13 protein-coding genes are annotated in these 19,766 nt (G+C 54.6%); 5 read left to right on the top strand and 8 right to left on the bottom strand.

Features of this window, described 5'->3' with window-relative positions; all coding sequences use genetic code 11:
• Nucleotides 1-19 precede the first annotated feature (19 nt).
• From ABD851_RS04525 to ABD851_RS04510, 4 genes are all read right to left on the bottom strand, one after another.
• A complete protein-coding gene (locus tag ABD851_RS04525) occupies nt 20-1,075 on the bottom strand; it encodes a sugar phosphate isomerase/epimerase family protein (protein ID WP_344976012.1) in 1,056 nt (351 codons plus the stop codon).
• Nucleotides 1,076-1,275: 200 nt separating this feature from the next.
• Nucleotides 1,276-2,430: a Gfo/Idh/MocA family protein gene (locus ABD851_RS04520; RefSeq protein WP_344976008.1), complete on the bottom strand. Its 1,155-nt coding sequence runs from the start codon at nt 2,428-2,430 to the stop codon at nt 1,276-1,278.
• Nucleotides 2,431-2,448: 18 nt separating this feature from the next.
• Nucleotides 2,449-3,705, bottom strand: a complete 1,257-nt coding sequence (locus ABD851_RS04515; protein WP_344976005.1) for an MFS transporter — start codon at nt 3,703-3,705, stop codon at nt 2,449-2,451.
• Nucleotides 3,706-3,814: 109 nt separating this feature from the next.
• The gene (locus tag ABD851_RS04510) at nt 3,815-6,547 is read right to left on the bottom strand and encodes an outer membrane beta-barrel protein (protein ID WP_344976001.1); all 2,733 of its coding nucleotides are present in this window, start codon (nt 6,545-6,547) and stop codon (nt 3,815-3,817) included.
• Between the two features lie 426 nt (nt 6,548-6,973).
• On the opposite strand from ABD851_RS04510, the gene secA reads away from it, so the two are divergent.
• The gene (gene secA / locus ABD851_RS04505) at nt 6,974-10,294 is read left to right on the top strand and encodes a preprotein translocase subunit SecA (RefSeq protein WP_344975998.1); all 3,321 of its coding nucleotides are present in this window, start codon (nt 6,974-6,976) and stop codon (nt 10,292-10,294) included.
• A gap of 11 nt (nt 10,295-10,305) precedes the next feature.
• Nucleotides 10,306-11,166 carry a glycosyltransferase gene (locus ABD851_RS04500; RefSeq protein ID WP_344975995.1) on the top strand — a complete coding sequence of 287 codons (861 nt, stop codon included), beginning with the start codon at nt 10,306-10,308 and terminating at the stop codon, nt 11,164-11,166.
• Nucleotides 11,167-11,316: 150 nt separating this feature from the next.
• On the opposite strand, the gene purL is transcribed toward ABD851_RS04500, so the two are convergent.
• A complete protein-coding gene (purL, locus tag ABD851_RS04495) occupies nt 11,317-13,524 on the bottom strand; it encodes a phosphoribosylformylglycinamidine synthase subunit PurL (RefSeq protein WP_344975991.1) in 2,208 nt (735 codons plus the stop codon).
• A gap of 301 nt (nt 13,525-13,825) precedes the next feature.
• Here purL and ABD851_RS04490 point away from each other — a divergent pair, with 301 nt between their 5' ends.
• Nucleotides 13,826-16,021 carry a glutamine synthetase III family protein gene (locus tag ABD851_RS04490; RefSeq protein ID WP_344975988.1) on the top strand — a complete coding sequence of 732 codons (2,196 nt, stop codon included), beginning with the start codon at nt 13,826-13,828 and terminating at the stop codon, nt 16,019-16,021.
• Between the two features lie 235 nt (nt 16,022-16,256).
• Here the strand turns inward: ABD851_RS04490 and accC are convergent, their stop codons facing one another.
• The 3 genes from accC to efp are packed head-to-tail and all read right to left on the bottom strand — an operon-like array spanning nt 16,257 to nt 18,730.
• Entirely contained in the window at nt 16,257-17,612 is a 1,356-nt protein-coding gene (gene accC, locus ABD851_RS04485) for an acetyl-CoA carboxylase biotin carboxylase subunit (protein ID WP_344975985.1), read from the bottom strand.
• A gap of 35 nt (nt 17,613-17,647) precedes the next feature.
• A complete protein-coding gene (gene accB / locus ABD851_RS04480) occupies nt 17,648-18,133 on the bottom strand; it encodes an acetyl-CoA carboxylase biotin carboxyl carrier protein (RefSeq protein WP_344975982.1) in 486 nt (161 codons plus the stop codon).
• Nucleotides 18,134-18,163: 30 nt separating this feature from the next.
• Complete coding sequence (gene efp / locus ABD851_RS04475) at nt 18,164-18,730, bottom strand: elongation factor P (protein ID WP_344975980.1); 567 nt, start codon at nt 18,728-18,730, stop codon at nt 18,164-18,166.
• 176 nt (nt 18,731-18,906) lie between these two features.
• Between efp and ABD851_RS04470 the strand changes: the two genes are divergently transcribed.
• On the top strand, nt 18,907-19,131 hold the full coding sequence (locus tag ABD851_RS04470; protein ID WP_344975977.1) for a hypothetical protein: 225 nt from the start codon (nt 18,907-18,909) through the stop codon (nt 19,129-19,131).
• Between the two features lie 47 nt (nt 19,132-19,178).
• On the top strand, nt 19,179-19,700 hold the full coding sequence (locus ABD851_RS04465; protein WP_344975974.1) for a peroxiredoxin family protein: 522 nt from the start codon (nt 19,179-19,181) through the stop codon (nt 19,698-19,700).
• The last annotated feature ends 66 nt before the right edge of the window (nt 19,701-19,766 follow it).

Genomic DNA, 19,766 nt, shown 5'->3' with positions numbered 1-19,766 from the left:
CATTCCCGTTACCCGGCCGTTATTTCAGGCCGAGCACCTTCTGGTTCAGCGTTTCATCTGCTCCGCCGCCGGCAAAGTCGTCAAAAGCTTTTTCGGTGACGCGGATGATATGATCGCGGATAAAGGGAGCTCCTTCCCGGGCTCCGTCTTCGGGATGTTTAAGGCAGCATTCCCACTCCATGACGGCCCAGCTGCCGTAATCGTACTGGCTGAGCTTGCTGAAGATACCCTTGAAATCCACCTGTCCGTCGCCGAGGGAGCGGAAGCGGCCGGGCCGTTCCACCCATCCCTGGTAGCCGCCGTATACCCCGCTGCGGCCGGTGGGGTTGAACTCGGCATCCTTTACATGGAACATGCGGATCTTCTCGTGATAGATATCGATATATTCCAGGTAGTTCAGGCATTGCAGCACAAAATGGCTGGGGTCGTACAGCAGGCAGGCGCGTTTATGGTTGCCCGTTGCCTCCAGAAACCGCTCGTAAGTGATACCGTCGTGCAGGTCCTCACCGGGATGGATCTCATAGCAAAGGTCTACTCCGCAGTCCTCGAACACATCCAGTATGGGCACCCATCTTTTGGCAAGTTCCCGGAAACCGGTTTCCACCAGACCGGCCGGGCGCTGCGGCCAGGGATATACGGTGTGCCACAGCAGGGCGCCGCTGAAGGTACCGTGCGCATTCAGCCCCAGGTTCCTGCTGGCCTTGGCGGAATATTTCAGCTGTTCCACCGCCCAACGGGTACGCTCGGCAGGGTTTCCGTGATATTGGGGGGGCGCAAAGCCGTCGAACAGGTCATCATAGGCCGGATGTACGGCCACCAGCTGCCCGATAATATGACTGCTCAGCTCGGTGATCTCCAGCCCGGCTTCCTGTACGATGCCTTTTATTTCATCGGCGTAGTCCTTACTCTCGGCCGCCTTTTTTATGTCAATACAACGGGGATCCCAAACAGGGATCTGCACACCTTTATAGCCCAGCCCGGCGGCCCATTCACAAATGCTTTTGAGGCTGTTAAAAGGCGCTTCGTCGCCCAGGAACTGCGCCAGGAAGATACCGGGTCCTTTTATCGTTTTCATCCGTTAATTTTTGTCTTTTTCAATGGTCGGATGGAACCTCGCATATATTAACATTTCCCTGTGTGAGAAAGTATTGTCATGCTCGGTTTCATCTGTTACTATTTGTCTTTATAAATGGCCGGACACGCCCCTTTGGATCGCGCCCGGCTTTATCCGTCCGTTTAGGTTTTATATATCAGGAACGCTCCTGACCGCCGGCTTCACAGGTCAATCCACTTCTGCTCCGACTTGCCGGACTCGATCACCTTTTCGATAAACAGCATACCCTCTACGCCCTCTTCCACTCCCGGAAAGTCCAGCCATTCCGGTTCGGGAGTTATGCCGTTTGACTTTGCACGTACACACAGCGCAAAATTCCGGTAAAGGTTGGCAAAGGCTTCCAGGTACCCTTCCGGGTGACCGGCAGGTGTGCGGGTATTGTGCACAGCCAGGGCAGACAGCCCCGGTCCGCCGGTACGGACAATCTCCGCAGGCTTATCCGGCCATTTCACCAGCAGCGTATTGGCGTCGTCCTGCTTCCATTCCAGCCCGCCTTTTTCACCGTAGACCCGTACCTTGATGCAGTTTTCCTCTCCTGTCGCGATCTGCGAGGCCATCAGCACGCCGCTGGCGCCGTTGTCGAATTTCAGCAGCACGCCCCCGTCGTCGTCCAGCTGCCGGCCCGGAACCACAATATTGATATCCGCACAAAGCCGGGTTATTTTCAGACCACTGACATATTCCGCCAGGTTGGCGGCATGCGTGCCGATATCCCCCATGCTGCCGGCGATGCCGCTGCGGGCGGGGTCGGTACGCCAGCCGGCCTGCTTGTTGCCGGAAGCCTCCAGCGGGGCGCTCAGCCAGCCCTGGGGATATTCCACATAGATTTTCCGGATCTTTCCCAGGGCGCCGGAAGCCACGCGCTGCCGCGCCTCCTTCACCATGGGATAGCCGGTATAGGTGTGGGTAAGGCAGAGCAGCAGCCCCGTGCGCTCCACCACCTGCTGCAGCTCGAGCGCTTCCGCAAGCGAAAAGGTCATCGGCTTGTCCAGCACGACATGAAAGCCGTTTTCCAGGGCCAGCTTCGCCGGTCCGAAATGGAGGTGGTTGGGAGTAACGATGGATACAAAATCGATGCGCTCTCCTTCCGGCAGCTCTTTTTCCCTGCGGATCATTTCTTCGTAGGAGCCATATACACGTTCCGGCGAGAGATACAGCTCCTCTCCCGTTTCCTTCGACCGGGCGGGGTTACTGCTGAAGGCGCCGGCCACCAGCTCGATCTGCCCGTCGATGTTGGCCGCGATGCGATGCACGGCGCCGATAAAGGCGCCTTTACCACCGCCGACCATACCCATTCTGAGTTTTCTGTTCGTCATAATATATATTCCGTTTTATTAAGCCTGCGGCAGCTCCGTGGCCAGCGGTTCCTTACTGAGCACTACCCGCGGTTTGCGGCGGTAAGCCAGGAAAAGGAAGGTAAAGGCCACGATCAGGATCAGCGGCAGCACCGCCACATTCTGCAGCGTATGCCGGCCGGCCTGCAGTTCGGCAGCCACCTGCGCCGCACCCTGTTGCAGGGCATCCGCCTTATGCTGGTCGTACCAGGCACCCATAAAGGGCAGCGCTATGGCTACGGAAAGCATTCCGGCTCCACCCATGATATTCAGCCCGAGCGCTCCGGTCTGCGGGATGTATTCAGAAACAAAGCCCAGCATAGTAGGCCAAAAATAACATACCCCTACGGCAAAAACAAAAGCAGCGGCAAATGTCGTATAGCCGTCCGCTTTACTCAGCCAGAAGAGTCCGAGGGCGGCAATAATAGCAGACAGCAGCAGCATTCCGGGAGGATTCAGACGGTGAACCACCGGACCGGCGAACAGACGTCCGATGGCCATGATGCCGTTTATAAATACCAGCAAAAGGATGGCCGGAACGCCCACCTGGCCCAGCAGGGCATTGATCCACTGGCCGGTACCCAGCTCCGTGGATGCCGTAAGCAGCATACAGATCACCATAAAGATGAACAGGGGACCTACGCAGGCCTTTAACATACCCTTATAGCTGACACCGGATGCCACCCGCTCGGTCTGCGGAAACTTCATGGAGAAAAAGATAATCCCGTATATCAGGGTAGGCACCAGCAGCAGGCCCATCAGCAGCTGCCAGCTCAGGTGCAGCTCTTCCACCATAAAATAGGCCACCAGCCCGCCGATGACGTTTCCGCCGGGAAACCACATGTGGAAGCGGTTGAGCATTTTGGTCTTGGAATTGGAATAGATGGTGGTCACCAGGGGATTACAGGCTGCTTCCACCGCTCCGTTGGCGATGCCGATCAGCAGCGTACCCAGAAACAGCGGCCAGAAGGAAGCTGAAAAGATGGTAACAATGACGCCCAGGATATGACCGATAAAGGCAATGGTGAGTATCCGCTTCATGCCGATAAGATCGATCAGCGGACCACCGAATATCTGCGCCAGCGTAAAGCCCCAGAAGGCCGTACCGGCAATAAGCCCCAGCTCTTTTCCGGTAAGCTGGTAGTCGGCGCCCCAGATGGTGACGATCTCGGCGCGGATAGCGAAGGTCATCGCGGTAACGATCAGCGCGAGACAGCTGGTAAAAAACAGTTTTTTGGGCTGGATACCTTGTTCCATAAATTTCTTTTTTCGTAATGATGATGGAATAAGCGTTAAAACAACAAGAGATTTTAAAGATAGTCCGCCTATTTTAATAAAGCAAGCTGAATTTTTCCGGAGAGGTCTTTTAGTCCCGGTCCTGCTCCTCTTCTATCCTTTTTTTCCATTTGCCGCCCAGCTTATTGATGGTATAATTAAAGCTGAGGGTGTAATAACGGGTAAGGTCTGCAAAGGGGGAGTTTTTGGCAAAATCCGGGTCGATGACGGCATTCCGCTTCGCGATGCTGTTGGTGATATCATTGACCCGCAGGGATATTGCGCCCTTTTTATTAAACAGCCTTTTGGTAATGGCCGAGTTCAGGACCAGCAGGTTGTACCCGTCCAGGGTGTTGTCGCTGACATTGCTCTGCTTGGAAAAACCGGCATAGATACCATATTTTATATCCCAGGGCAGCTCTATCTCGCTGCTCAGCCTGCTGTGCAGATCGTAATACTGCAGATCCGGAGAGGGGGGAGCGCTGCCGTCCTTGAGCATCACATCCGCGGTAAAAGTGGAATAATCCACGTTCATCCCACCGGAAAGAAAAAGGATATCCTTTACGTTGATATAAAATTTAAATCCTCCGTTCAGCCGCAGGTTGCCATCCATCTCCTGTTGCAGCGTGATGTTGCCCGTGTTGGCGTCGATGCTGCTGCTGTAATCCGTCTGGTTGTACCGCTGCACAAAGCTGTTATACGACACATCGGTATGCAGGTTGATGGAAGACTTGTCGCTCAGCGTGACCACATAATCCACATCCCCGTCCAGTCCGTAATTGGAGGGAATGTTCTCCGGCTGGGTAGTGACTACGCCGGTAGTGGTGTCGTACGAGTTTATATTCTGTATCTGATTACGGTTCAGGTTATACGCCATCCGCACGCTGAGAGAATTCATGCTAACGGGGTTATAACGCTTGAAGTGCAGGCGGATCCTGCTCGAAAATTCCGGACTGAGCCCGGGATTGCCTTTCCGGATATGCTGCGGATCCGTATTGTCTATCGTGGGCTGCAGCTGTTCAAAGCTCGGCGGCCGGAGGCTGCCGCTGTAATGTAGGATAATGTCATTGTGCTCGTCAAAATCATAACGTACTCCTGCGCGGGGGTACAGGCTGTATCGGGTGGAGACGTAATTGCTGTCTTTGAGGAAATTGAATCCGCGGGTCAGGATATACTGATAAGAGACGCCTCCCCAGTATCTGAAATCATTCAGATGGATGGCATAATCCGCAGACAGGTTATGGCTGTAGTCGTGGTTCCGGTACTGATTGCTCAGCACGGAGTCGAAAACCAGCCCGGAGGCTTCGTTGTCATAGGAAGAGTTATCGTTCAGGTTATTTCCCGCCGAGACGTGATAGCCCAGGTTCAGACTGGAGTTTTTGCTGAGGAAAGGCGTAACATAGTTGGCCCGGAAATCCACGCCCTTGTTATTTGTCTCCCGCAGCTTGGTCTGGTCTGTGGTATCGGTGCCGGTACCCGCCTTCAGGTCATGCCGGAGAGCATATATGGTGCTCGTATTGTTGCCGGTATTATAATTATAGGCGAGGTTGGCCTCCAGGCGCCGCCCCGGCTTTTTAAACCGGTAGATAAAGTTAAGGCTGGAATTGGCCCCGCCGCTCTTGTTTTCCGCGGTATTGCTGCGGTTGCCCTGGGTAAGCAGCGAATCCAGCGCGTCCGTATAGGTATAGGTGTTATAGCTGCCATTCTCGCTCCGGCCCAGGTTGAAGGACTGGGAAAAGCGGATGCGCATCTGTTTGGTCGGGTTGTATTCAAAACCGCCGCCAAGGCCATATCCGTTATTCTCCCCCTGGCTGGTGCTGGATTCGTTTACGAAATAAGAGGTATCCGAAAAAAAGTTCTGCTTGCGGGTGCTGCCAAAGCTCTCGTTCTGCGTATGCGAATAATTCAGCCCGACCCGGTAGCTAAACTTCTCGTTTACATAATTCCGGTAATAAGGATTCAGGTTGTAGTTATAGCTGTCCTGCACTCCCTTGTTGCCGCCACCGCGGATGGCCGTCATGCTTTCGCCGCGGATGAGGTTCACCCGGCCGTTGCCTTCGGCCTGCCCGCGGTTGCCTGCGCTGCCGTGTGCGGTGACAAAATGTCCCCGCTTCTGGTCTTTTTTGATCACCAGGTTCAGCACCCTCGGCTTTTCCGGATCGGAGGCGTCGTATTCCATATCGGGATCGTTCATCACCTCTATGCGGTCCAGGATGGAAGCTGGGATCATCTTCAGCGCATCCTTGGAGTTGCCCTCGTAGAACGGCTTTCCGTCTACCAGCACCTTTACGATATTATCCCCCTGGGATTTGATATTGCCCTGGTCGTCGGTCTGCAGGGCCGGAATTTTCGCGATCAGATCCTCGGCCGTTTCATCCGGCTCGGTCTTGTAGGCGGTAGGATTAAAGCTTACGGTGTCGCCTTTTACCTGCATGGGGGGACGGTTGCCTACGATATCAATCGACTGAAGGGTGCGGGCGGCTGTGCTCAGCACTACTTTTCCCAAATCCGCCGAGAGGCTGCCGGTACTGAGGGCCACGATGGTATCCATGGCCTGATATCCCAGATAGCTGACCCGGAGATAATATTTGCCGGCGGGCAACCCGCCTACTGTAAAAGCGCCCGTAGCCATGGTATGGGCGCCTCCCGCTACGGCTGAATCCGCCATCCGCCACAGCTGTATGGTAGCATAGGGAAGCCCCTGCTGCCCGCTTTCGTCCAGCACCACTCCCTTTACGGTTCCCTTCTTCGCTGCCGGAACGCTCTGGGCATATCCCCCTGCACAACAGCAGCAGATGATCAAAATCGTAAACAAAAAACGCATAACCTGTAATTACTGATCCGTATGTTCGGCTTCAATCCCCTGATCCTCTGCGGTTCCCGGTTTACACCGCAACAAAAAAAACATTTACCCGGCTCCCATACAAGAAAAAAAGGATAAACGGCAGGTATCTCCACGCCGAAGCTTTCTTATATTTGCTAACTTTGTTCGGTTCGTCCACTGCCATCCTGGCACACTTTACAAAAGTGCACATTATTTGCCGGGAAAGCAGGATGGTCCGGCCTTGCCACGTGCCCTTACCAGCGGCTGCGTTGCAGCGGATGCCGGCACAAGGTCCGGCAGCGGAAAAACCGGCTGTTGGATGTCAACCGGGGCAGATGGTTTAATGGCTTGTTTGAAATGAGGCAGATATTCGCCATCGGACGAACAAAGTAACTGCATTAATTTATTAACTGAATATTACAGATCATGATCGGCGTACTCACGAAGCTGTTTGGCGGAAATAAATCGGAGCGGGATATCAAAAACGTCGCGCCCATGGTAGCCCGTATCAATGCGGTCTTCGAACCGCTTGCCGGCCTGTCCAACGACGAGCTCCGGCAAAAAACGCAGGAGTTCCGCGAACGTATAAAACAGCATCTGGCGGATACCGATGCCGCCATTGCCGCCAAGAAGGAAGAGGCGGAGAAGCTTCCCGATTCGGAAATCGTACAGAAAGAAGCGATCTATGCGGAAGCGGATAAACTGTCGGAAACGCGCAATGAACAGATAGAAGCCATCCTCAAGGAGCTGCTCCCCGAAGCCTTTGCCGTGGTCAAAGAAACCGCCCGGCGGTTCCGCGACAACACCGAGCTGACAGCAAATGCCACCGAGCTTGACCGCAAGCTGGCGGTCAGCAAAGAATACATCCAGGTCAACGGCGATACGGTCTCCTACAAAAATTCCTGGACAGCGGCCGGCGGCCAGGTCACCTGGAACATGCTCCATTACGATGTACAGCTGATCGGCGGTACCGTGCTGCATGAGGGCAAGATCGCGGAAATGGCCACCGGGGAAGGAAAAACACTGGTATCCACCCTGCCGGCTTATCTGAACGCCCTGGCCGGGGAAGGCGTGCATATTGTCACGGTAAACGACTACCTGGCCCGGCGCGACCAGGAATGGAATGCCCCGATCTTTGAATTCCTCGGGCTCACCGTGGACTGCATCGACAAGTACGAACCGCACTCCGCAGCCCGCAGAAATGCCTATCTGGCAGATATCACCTACGGCACCAACAACGAATTCGGATTTGATTACCTGCGCGATAATATGGTGCACAATGCCGATGAAATGGTGCAGCGCAAGCACCATTACGCCATGGTGGATGAGGTGGACAGCGTCCTGATCGACGATGCCCGGACCCCCCTGATCATTTCCGGTCCTGTACCCCGCGGGGAAGAACAGGAGTTCCTGGCCTTAAAACCCCGCATTCAGCGGCTGGCGGAGGCCCAGAAAAAGGTAGTGCTCAGCGCGCTGAACGACGCCAAGAAGCTGATCGCCGAAGGCAAAGACGATCCCAATACCGGGGGGCTGGCCCTTTACCGCGCCTTCCGCGGGCTGCCCAAAAACAGCGCCCTCATCAAATTCCTCAGCGAACCCGGCATGAAGGTCGTTCAGCAAAAGGCGGAGAACCGCTATATGGGCGACCAGCAGAAGGACATGCCCAAGGTGGATGAAGAGCTTTTCTTTGTCATCGACGAAAAGAATAACACGGTAGACCTCACCGACAAAGGCATACACCTGATCACCGCCAGCGGGGAAGACCCCAACTTCTTTATCATGCCCGATGTGGGGGCCGAGATCGCCGAGATCGAAAAATCCGAAGACAGCCCCGAAGAAAAGATGCGCCGCAAGGATGAGCTGCTCAAGGATTTTGCCGTAAAAAGCGAGCGGATCCATTCCGTACAGCAGCTGCTTAAAGCGTACACGCTGTTTGAAAAAGACGTGGAATACATCGTAGTGGACGGCAAGGTCAAGATCGTGGACGAGCAGACGGGCCGCGTGCTCGAAGGCCGGCGCTACTCCGACGGGCTGCACCAGGCCATCGAAGCCAAGGAAAACGTAAAGGTGGAAGCCGCCACCCAGACCTTTGCCACGGTGACCCTGCAGAACTATTTCAGGATGTACCACAAGCTGGCCGGCATGACCGGTACGGCCCAGACCGAAGCCGGCGAGTTCTGGGAGATCTACAAGCTGGATGTGGTCACCATCCCCACCAATCTCCCTGTGGTCCGTAATGACTCCAACGACCTGGTATACAAAACCAAGCGCGAAAAATACAAAGCCGTCATCGACGAGATCGTGGCGCTCCAGGAAGCCGGCAGACCGGTGCTGGTAGGCACCACCTCGGTGGAAATCTCCGAGCTGCTCAGCCGCATGCTCACGCAGAAAAAGATATCCCACAATGTATTGAATGCCAAACAGCACCAGCGGGAAGCCCAGATCGTGGCAGAAGCGGGCATCGGCGGCAATGTCACCATTGCCACCAATATGGCCGGCCGCGGTACGGATATCAAGCTGGGAGCCGGTGTGAAGGATGCAGGCGGGCTGGCCATCATCGGCACCGAACGCCATGAAAGCCGCCGGGTAGACAACCAGCTCCGCGGCCGTGCCGGCCGCCAGGGCGATCCCGGCTCCTCCCAGTTTTTTGTATCGCTGGAAGACGACCTGATGCGCATGTTCGGCTCCGAACGCATCGCCTCCCTCATGGACCGCATGGGTCACAAGGAAGGCGAGGTGATCCAGCACAGCATGATCTCCCGGTCCATCGAACGCGCGCAGAAGAAGGTGGAAGAAAATAACTTCGGTATCCGCAAACGCCTGCTCGAATACGACGACGTGATGAACAAGCAACGTACCGTCATCTACGCGCGCAGAGAACATGCCCTGTTTGGCGAACGGCTTGCCGTAGATATCGACAATGCCTTTTACGATGTAGCCGAAAATCTCGTGGTCAGCTACAAAGAGCAGGGCGACCACGAAGGCTTCAAGCTGGCCGCCATCGTGGACCTGGGCGTAGATACGACCATCACGGCCGAACAGCTGGAAAAGCAGCAGCCGCAGGACCTGGCGGCGCAGCTCTATGAAGAGGCCCGCGAATCCTACAACCGCAAGGCAGAGGGACTGGCCGAACAGACCCTCCCGGTCATCTCCCGCATATACAAGGAACAGGGCAGCCGCATCGAAAACATTTCCGTGCCCTTCACCGATGGCATCAAAGGGCTGAATGTATTGTCCGGTCTGAAAAAGATCATCGACTCCGAAGGCCGGGAGCTGACCAGCTCACTGGAGAAAACCGTTACCCTGGCCTTTATCGACGAGGCCTGGAAAGAGCACCTGCGGGCCATGGACGATCTGAAGCAATCGGTACAAAGCGCCGTCTACGAACAAAAGGATCCGCTGGTGATCTACAAGATGGAAGCCTTTAACCTGTTCCGGAGCATGGTCTCTGAAACCAACAAGGAGATCGTGTCTTTCCTTTGCAAAGCCAGCATTCCGGTAACGCAGGACAATTCCCAGGAGCAGATCCGGGAAGGGCGCGAGCAGAAAACCGATATGAGCCGGATGAAAACCCGCAAGGAATCCTATGCTGCGGCAGGGGGCGGAGAGGAAGAAGAATATTATGACAATGCAGAGCCGGTACGGCAGGAACCCGTCAGGGTGGCGCCCAAAGTGGGCAGAAACGATCCCTGCCCCTGCGGAAGCGGCAAGAAATACAAGCACTGTCACGGTAAAGATGCGGCCTGAGCGCCGGGCCCATGATCTCGGTCATCATCTGCTCCATTGACGACGGCCTGCTGCAGGCCGTAAGCGCCAATATCGGGCAGACCATCGGGGTACCCTTTGAGCTGGTCGTGATCCGCAACCGGGAAAAAGGGTACAGTCTCACCAAAGCCTATAACACAGGCGCGGCGGCCAGCCGCTATCCCTTTCTTTGTTTTGTGCACGAAGATGTCCGTTTCCTGACGGCAGACTGGGGGAAAACCGTTACCCGCCACCTGCAGGAGGAAGGAGCGGGTCTCGTGGGCGTGGCGGGAGGTTGTTACAAAAGTATAATCCCTTCTTCCTGGTCTGTATTCAAAGAACTGCGCGGGATAAATATCGTGCAGGGCCACCGCTTTTCTTCCCGGGAAAAATTCACACATACTGAAAAGCCGGACGGCTGCTCCGGAGATTACCTGGACGTGGTAACGGTGGACGGCGTTTTTATGGCCAGCCCGAAAGCCGTCTGGGAAAAACACCCTTTTGATGAGGCGCTGCTGCAAGGCTTCCATGGATATGATACCGACTTTTCACTGCAGGTAGGGCAGCATTACCGGGTACGGGTGATCTATGACCTGCTGCTGGAACATTTTTCGGAGGGACAGCCGGGCAGGGCCTGGATGGAAAGCGCCCTCCGCATCAGCTACAAGTGGCGGAAGAGCCTCCCGAGCAGCGTACAGACTTTCAGCCCGCAGGAAGAGCGGCGGCGGCACCGGCAAGCCCGGCGGCTGTTCTTCCGGAAACTGCTGCGGCTTCCCTTTTCGTGGGGAGAAAGATGGCGGCTGATGCTTTATTACAGCCGCAGCATCCGGCGGCTGCAGTCGGATCCCAGGCCTCCTTTAACGGGTGAAAGGTGACCCCCAGCCCCCTAAAGGGGGAATAACGGTGAAAGGCGAAGGGTGAAAGGTGAAGGGCATTTAAGGATTTGATGATGTGCTGATCTGATGATGTGCTGATGGCTTCATCATCAAATCTCCAAATTTTCAAATCATCAAATCAACGTAGACTCAGAAACCGGAGACCTTCCGTTCCAGCGCCGTATCATATTGCTCCTTCCAGTCGCCGATGCTTCCCCAGTCCGCCTGATCCACCAGCAGCCGGCCGTTGCCGGTTACCTCGCCGAGACGCGACCAGACCATACCGGCCAGCAGCTGCTCCAGCCGCTGCGCCTGCTCCGGCTGTACCGACACCACAATGCGGCTCTGCGCTTCACCAAACAAAAAGGCGTCTGCCCGTACAGCGGGGTCTGTTTGCAGGGAAAAGCCCAGCTCCCGCGGCATGGCGCTTTCCAGCAACGTCACCAGCAGACCGCCGTCGCTTACATCATGTACGGACTGCAGCACCCCGGCACGGATGAGCGTGGCGGTCATCTGCTGCAGGTTATATTCTTCATCCAGGTTGAAATGCGGAGCCGGACTGAAAGCCATGCCGGCTATCTTCCGGAGGTACATGCTGCCGGCAATATCGTCGCGGCTCTGCCCCAGCAGGTAAATGACGTCGCCCGCCTGTTTAAAATCGAGCGTCATGCGCCGCTCCATGCGGTCCAGCACCCCGACCATGCCGATCACCGGAGTGGGATATACCGGTCCGTCGGGCGACTGGTTATAAAAGCTGACGTTACCGCCGGTAACGGGAGTATCGAATTTGGTACAGGCATCGCCCATTCCTTTGATGGCCTGCACGAACTGGTAATACACTTCGGGATCGTAGGGATTGCCAAAGTTCAGGCAGTTGGTGATGGCTACCGGCGTGCCGCCGCTGCACACGATATTACGGGCAGCCTCTGCCACGGCGATCTGGGCGCCTTTATACGGATCCGCATATACGTAATAGCCATTGCAATCCGTGGTCATGGCCAGGGCCTTTTCGGTACCTTTTACCAGAGATACGGCGGCATCCGAAGGCGCATTGGTGCTGGCATTGCCCGTACCTACCATACTGTCGTACTGGGTATAGATCCACCGCTTGGAGGCAATGGCCGGCAGCTGCACCAGCTGCTCTGCTACGGACCTGAGGTCAGCGGGCACGGGTACCGAACCAGCCGAAAAAGCCCTTATCTGCTGCAGGTAGGCCGGCTCCCGGTAATCGCGCTGATATACCGGTGCACCGCCGCCCAGCACCAGGCTCTCGGCGGGTACCTCCGCCTCCAGCTCCCCGTACCGGTAAAACCGCAGCAGGGGCTCACGGGTCACCTCCCCGATCTGTACACAGTTCAGGTCCCATTTTTCAAATATCCGGAGGGCTTCTTTTTCACGTCCTTTCTTTACCACGATGAGCATCCGTTCCTGGCTTTCGCTCAGCAGCATTTCCCAGGCTTTCATCCCCTCCTGCCGGGCCGGCACCTTGTCCAGGTCGATGCGCATGCCGTGCTCGCCTTTGGCGCTCATTTCCGCGGTGGAGCAGGTGATGCCGGCGGCCCCCATATCCTGCATGCCGATCAGCGCTCCGGTGGGGACCAGCTCCAGGCAGGCCTCCAGCAGCTTTTTCTCCTGGAAGGGATCTCCCACCTGCACGGCCGGCAGGTCTTCAGCGCTGTCTTCGGTAATATCGGCAGATGCAAAAGAAGCTCCGCCCATACCGTCTTTTCCGGTGTCGGATCCTACGATAAACACAGGATTACCCGCGCCGTGCGCCGTAGCGGAAACGGTTTGCCCTACCTTTACTACCCCTACGCTCATGGCGTTCACCAGGGGATTGGTATTATAACATCCTTCAAAATACACCTCGCCGCCTACGGTAGGCACCCCGAAGCAGTTGCCGTAATGACCGATACCCTGTACGATGCCTTCCAGCAGGTGACGTGTCTTGGGGTCCTCCAGACTTCCGAAACGCAGCGAATTGAGCGCAGCCACGGGGCGGGCGCCCATGGTAAAGATATCGCGGTGTATGCCGCCGACGCCGGTAGCGGCGCCCTGGAAAGGTTCAATGGCGGAAGGATGATTATGCGATTCTATCTTGAAAACACAGGCATAGCCGTCTCCGATGTCCACCAGGCCGGCATTTTCCTCACCGGCTTTCACCAGCAGACGCGCACCCTCCCGGGGAAGCGTCTTCAGCCAGGCAATGGAGTTTTTATAGCTGCAGTGCTCACTCCACATCACCGAGTACATGCTCAGTTCGGTAAAATTGGGCGTACGTCCCAGGATGGATTTTATCTGTTCAAATTCTGCTTCGTTCAGCCCGAGTTGCAGGGCGGTGTCTACGGTGATCTGCATGCTGGATAAAGACCGGTTTGGTGGAAATGATGATTGAGACGCAAAGGTAATAAATTCGGACACAGCTAAAATAAAGGGGCGGGCAACAGCAGGATCGACATAATATAATAGCATATCCGTATCCGAATTGACATTATTATTTTTTTAATATCTATTTTTATCAGAGATCGACATAGTTTCAAATAGAAAAATCACCAATAAACCAGCTTTCAAAATGAAAAAAGCCTAAATTTCTTTTAATCGCTCAAAAAAATTTGCATCTTACCGGATTATAATGTTTTTTTGCAAAAAATTTCAATCTATGTTATCACTGCGATTTTCCGCCCTGGATCACCTGAGTCATCTTCCTCCTGCTCCGGAGGCAAAGAATGGCCACAAAAGAATTACCGAAATATTTGGTAGCAATGTTTTCTCCGGCAAGGTCATGCGCGAGTACCTGAGCGATGAGGCTTACAAAAGCCTGATGAACTCAGTGCGGACCGGCGCCAAAACGGAACGCAAGATGGCGGACCAGATCGCAGCCGGCATGAAAGCCTGGGCAGAGAACAAAGGCGTTACCCACTACACCCACTGGTTCCAGCCGCTTACCGGCACTACCGCAGAAAAACACGATTCCTTTTTTACCATAAAAAGCGACGGCAGCTCCATCGAACAGTTCGACGGAGACGCGCTGGTACAGCAGGAGCCCGACGCCTCCAGCTTCCCCAGCGGCGGCCTGCGCGCCACCTTTGAAGCACGCGGCTATACCGCCTGGGATCCTTCCTCGCCGGCTTTTATCATGGACCTGGGCTACGGCAAGACCTTGTGTATCCCGACCATCTTCGTATCCTACACCGGAGAGTCGCTGGATTATAAGGCGCCCCTGATGAAGGCGCTGTCCGCGCTGGATCAGGCCGCCACCGACGTATGCCGTTACTTCGACAAAAACGTGACCAAGGTTACCGCCACCCTCGGCTGGGAGCAGGAATACTTTCTGGTGGACGAAGGACTGGCCAATGCCCGCCCCGACCTGGTGATGTGCGGCCGTACGGTAGTAGGTCACGCCCCCGCAAAGGGACAGCAGCTGGAAGATCATTATTTCGGCTCCATCCCCGAACGCGCCTACGCTTTTATGCGCGATTTTGAGGAAGAAGCCTATAAGCTGGGCATTCCCCTGCGTACCCGTCATAACGAGGTAGCCCCCGCACAGTACGAGTGCGCTCCTATCTTCGAAGAAGTGAACCTGGCCGTAGACCACAACACCCTGCTCATGGATGTCATGAGCAAGGTAGCCAAGCGGCATAAGCTTAAGGCGCTGCTGCACGAAAAGCCTTTCGCCCGCATCAACGGCTCCGGCAAGCACAACAACTGGAGCATGGCCACCGATACGGGTGTAAACCTGCTGGCTCCCGGCAAAACGCCGAAGACCAACCTCATGTTCCTGACCTTCTTCGTCAACACCATCAAGGCGGTACATGATCATGCCCCCCTGCTGAGAGCGGCCATCGCCTCTCCGGGGAACGACTTCCGGTTGGGCGCCAACGAAGCGCCTCCCGCTATCATCTCGGTCTTCGTGGGTCATTACCTGAGCCAGGTATTGCAGGAAATAGAGACCCGGGTAGACAATAAGTTCGACGAGCAGGATGAAGCCATCCTGAAGCTGGATCTGCACCGTCATATCCCCGAGCTGCTGCTGGACAATACGGACCGCAACCGTACTTCTCCTTTTGCCTTTACCGGAAACAAGTTTGAGTTCCGGGCAGTAGGCTCTTCCGCCAACTGCGCCTCCGCGATGACCATCGTGAACAGCATCGTGGCCGACACCCTGATCAAGTTCAAAAAGGAAGTAGACACCCTGATCGAAAAAGGAGAAAAGAAAGAGATCGCCATCCTGCAGATCCTGCAGCAGTATATCGTGGCTTCCCGCAAGGTGCTTTTTGAAGGCGACGGCTACAGCGACGACTGGACCGCCGAAGCCGAAAAACGCGGCCTGCCCAATGTGAAGACCACGCCTTATGCCCTGGATGCGCTGCTCGCCAAATCTTCCCTGCAGCTGTTCAAGACCCTGGGCATCTATACCGACAAGGAGCTGCACGCCCGTCATGAGATATTGCTGGAAGACTACGTGAAGAAAGTTCAGATCGAAGCCCGGGTGATCGGCGATCTGTGCACCAATCATATCCTGCCGTCTGCCATCAAATACCAGAACGAGCTCATCGCCAATATCCGGGGGCTCAAGGAAGTGGGCATGGACGAGTCTACCTATACCGCTCAGAAAGCCATTCTGGCCAAGATATCGGAACATATCAACGTGATCCGGACCAACGTGGAGGATATGATCGGAGCCCGCAAGGTGGCCAACAAGGTGGAAGACAGCCGCGAAAGAGCTATTCAGTACTGCGACAAGATCAAGCCGTACTTCGACGTGATCCGCTACCACTGCGATAAGCTGGAGTTCCTGGTAGAAGACAAATACTGGGTGCTGCCGAAATACAGAGAACTGCTCTTCTTGCGCTAATCAATAATTGTTTTGGTGTAAAAAAAGCCCTGATATCCATCGGGGCTTTTTCAATTTCCAGTTCCTGGTTTCCGGGTTTGAGGTTTCTGATTTCCGGTTTGAAGTTTCTGATTTCTGGTTCCGGAAGTCTAGAGTTTGAGGTCTAAAGTTAATTTGCCTGGAATAAAACTTTAGATCTTGAACTTTAAACTTAAAATATGCCTTTCACCCTTTACCTTTAACCCTTCACCTTCCCTTAGGGGATCTGGGGCTCGGGCTCCAGCTTAAAGGTTTCGGTAAACTTGGTCGTAAAATTACCCTTCCGGAAATCTTCGTTCCGCATAAGCTGCTGGTGGAAGGGAATGGTGGTTTTGATTCCCTCGATGACAAATTCGCTCAGCGCGCGGTCCATGGTATCGATGGCCTCTTCGCGGGTCTGCGCCACCGTGATGATCTTGGCCACCATGGAGTCGTAATACGGGGGAATGGCATAGCCGGCGTAGATATGAGAGTCCACCCGCACACCGTGGCCGCCGGGTATATGCAGGACGTTGATCCGGCCCGGGGAAGGGCGGAAGTCGTTAAACGGGTCCTCCGCATTGATCCGGCATTCGATGGCATGCATCTCCGGCAGGTAGTTCTTTCCCGTGATGGGGATGCCTGCGGCAATTTTGATCTGCTCCTTCACCAGGTCGAAATTGATCACCTCTTCGGTAACCCCGTGCTCCACCTGGATGCGGGTATTCATTTCCATAAAATAAAAATTCCGGTGCTTGTCCACCAGAAATTCTATCGTACCCACACTTTCGTAATTAATGGCCGAAGCTGCCTTTATGGCCGCCTCTCCCATTTTTTTCCGGAGAGCCGTCGTCATAAAGGGAGAAGGCGATTCCTCTACCAGCTTCTGATGGCGGCGCTGGATGGAACAATCGCGTTCGCTAAGGTGACAGACCTTGCCAAACTGGTCGCCGGCGATCTGTATCTCGATATGGCGGGGCTCTTCCACGAATTTCTCCATGTAGATCCCGTCGTTGTTAAAGGCCGCCCTGGCTTCCGCCCTGGCGGTATTGTAATTGTGCTCCAGCGCGCGCTCCTCCCATACGACGCGCATGCCCTTGCCGCCGCCGCCGGCGGTGGCTTTCAGGATAATGGGGTAACCCATTTCCCGGGCGATCTCACGCGCCTCGTCCAGATTCTCCAGCAGACCGTCGGAGCCCGGTATTACCGGCACGCCTGCGCGGATCATGGTTTCCTTCGCCGTCATCTTATCGCCCATCTGCCGGATCATATCGGGAGTTGGGCCGATGAATTTGATGCCGTGCTCTCCGCATATCTCGGCAAAGCGGGCATTTTCGGCCAGAAAGCCGTAGCCCGGATGAATAGCATCCGCATTGGTGATCTCGGCCGCCGCCATCAGGTGGGGAATATTCAGATAGGATTCCGTACTCTGCGGCTTACCGATACAAACGGCCTCATCGGCAAATTTGACGTGCAGGCTTTCTTTATCCGCCGTAGAATAAACCGCTACCGTTTTTATACCCATTTCTTTACAGGTACGGATAACGCGCAGCGCTATTTCGCCACGGTTGGCGATCAGTATTTTTTTGAACATTTTTCAGGTTTGTTGACTTGATCCTTTTGCTCAAATCAGTTTGGCTCCACAAGAAACAGCGGCTGATCATATTCAACGGGAGAAGCGTCGTCCACCAGCACCTTGACAATCTTCCCGCTCACTTCGCTTTCGATCTCATTAAACAGCTTCATCGCTTCAATGATACATACCACTGATCCGGCCGCTACATCGTCGCCCACATTTACAAAAGCCGGCTTATCCGGCGTCGGACTGCGATAGAAGGTACCGATCATGGGCGACTTGATGGTCACCAGATTGGAAGCGGCAGGCTGGGCGGCGGGTTCGGCAGGCTGGGCGACAGGTGCCGCCACAGGCGCAGCAGCGGCCTGGGGCATCTGCTGCGGCAGAACGGCTGCGGGCATAGCCACCAGCGGTGTGGGAGATTCTACCTTTCCTTCCTGCTTTATGGTAATCTTAAAACTTTCCTGCTCGATACTCAGTTCGCTGATGTTGGATTTGTTGACCAGCTTTACCAGCTCCTGTATCTGTTTAAAATCCATAGGTGTGATTTATGTGTGAGAATAGACAGCTTATTCTTTTACCCGTTCGATATACTCCCCCGTACGGGAATTTACCCGGATTACTTCATCGGTATCCACAAAAAGCGGCACCATCACGGTAGCTCCAGTTTCTACCGTAGCGGGTTTGAGGGTCTTGGTTGCCGTGTCTCCTCTCAACCCCGGTTCGGTATAGGTAACCTTCAGCACGATCTTGTCCGGGAGCTCCACGCTCATCGGCTGGTCCGTTTCGGTATTGATCAGCACGAAGCATTCCTGTCCGTCCTTGTAAAACTTGGGTTGGTCCACCATGGTTTCATTGAGCGGAAACTGCTCATAGGTTTCCACATCCATGAAATGATAAATCGCATCGTCCTTATAAAGAAATTGAAAAGGCTTCTTTTCTATCCGAACGGGAAAGATGGTATCGCCGGAATTCCAGGTATGCTCAATGTTCTTGCCCGATTCCACGCTTTTCAGCTTGGCCCATACCTTGGCTGCGGCGCGAGCCGTTTTGTTCTGTCCGAAGTCCGTTACCTGAAAAAGCTCTCCGTTCAGCTTCAGGATAAGACCCATTCTCATGTCTGCAGTAGTAGCCATATATAGCTTTGCGTTTAAAATTAAACATTAGATAAGAACTGCAAAAGTAAAATTTTGCAGGTAAATCCAAGGATATCGTATTATTTTTCTGTCTGTTCCGGCCCACAACGCGGTGAATCTACGGAAAAAGTGCTACCTTGTGGCGCTTTTTACTACCAATCAACTATATATAGAATATGGCACAATCGTCTGATTCCTCGAATCATACCTTTACCCCGGCAGAAAAAAAAGCCCATAACTTCTACTGGGCTTCGGCATTCTTCGCGGTGCTGGGCACCATCTTCCTGTTTGTATACTGGCCGGTCGGCATCTTTCTCATCGTGGTAATGATCTGCTGTGTCACCGGCGCTATCCTGCAGCCCACTACCCTGCCGGAAGAAGACCGGCAGCGCAACGCCTGATCTTTTTATTTGGCACATTGGTTGTATCTTTAGGGCAAAACCGCGGCATGGTAAAAAGAATCATTCTTCCGGCGATACTGGCAGCCCTGCTTACAGGAGGCCTGCAGGCACAGGCCCAGACTTCCTCCGGCAGTCACCCTCCCGTATACCTGCGCTTCCCCGAGATACCGCCCTTTAGCATGACCCAGCCGGACGGCAGCGTTTTCACCAACCAGGACGTCCAGAAGCGCACTCCCACCGCCATCATTCTTTTCAGCGTGGACTGCGAGCACTGCATGCACGAAACGGAGGACATCGTTAAGAACATCCAGAAGTTCAAAGGCACCCAGATCATCATGATCACGCCTTTCCGGTATAACGAAATGACGGCCTTCTACCGGGGATACGGCATCCAGAAATACCCGCTCATCCATATGGGCAGCGACTCCACCCGGCGGCTGAATTTCTTTTACGATATGCGGAACTACCCCGGTATCTATATTTATAACCGGCATAACAAGATCGTCTTTCACCACGAAGGTACCGCCCCGGTGGACACATTGCTGCACTACCTGCACGAAAAGGAATAAGACCTCTCCAACTTCTTCCTAAAGCTTTGTTAAAATTGCCGTTTGTTTCCCAAAATCCGCTCCTCC

The sequence above is a fragment of the Compostibacter hankyongensis genome (genome assembly GCF_039541075.1).
Lineage (GTDB): Bacteria > Bacteroidota > Bacteroidia > Chitinophagales > Chitinophagaceae > Compostibacter > Compostibacter hankyongensis.
This window is presented reverse-complemented; position numbering and strand designations above follow the sequence as displayed.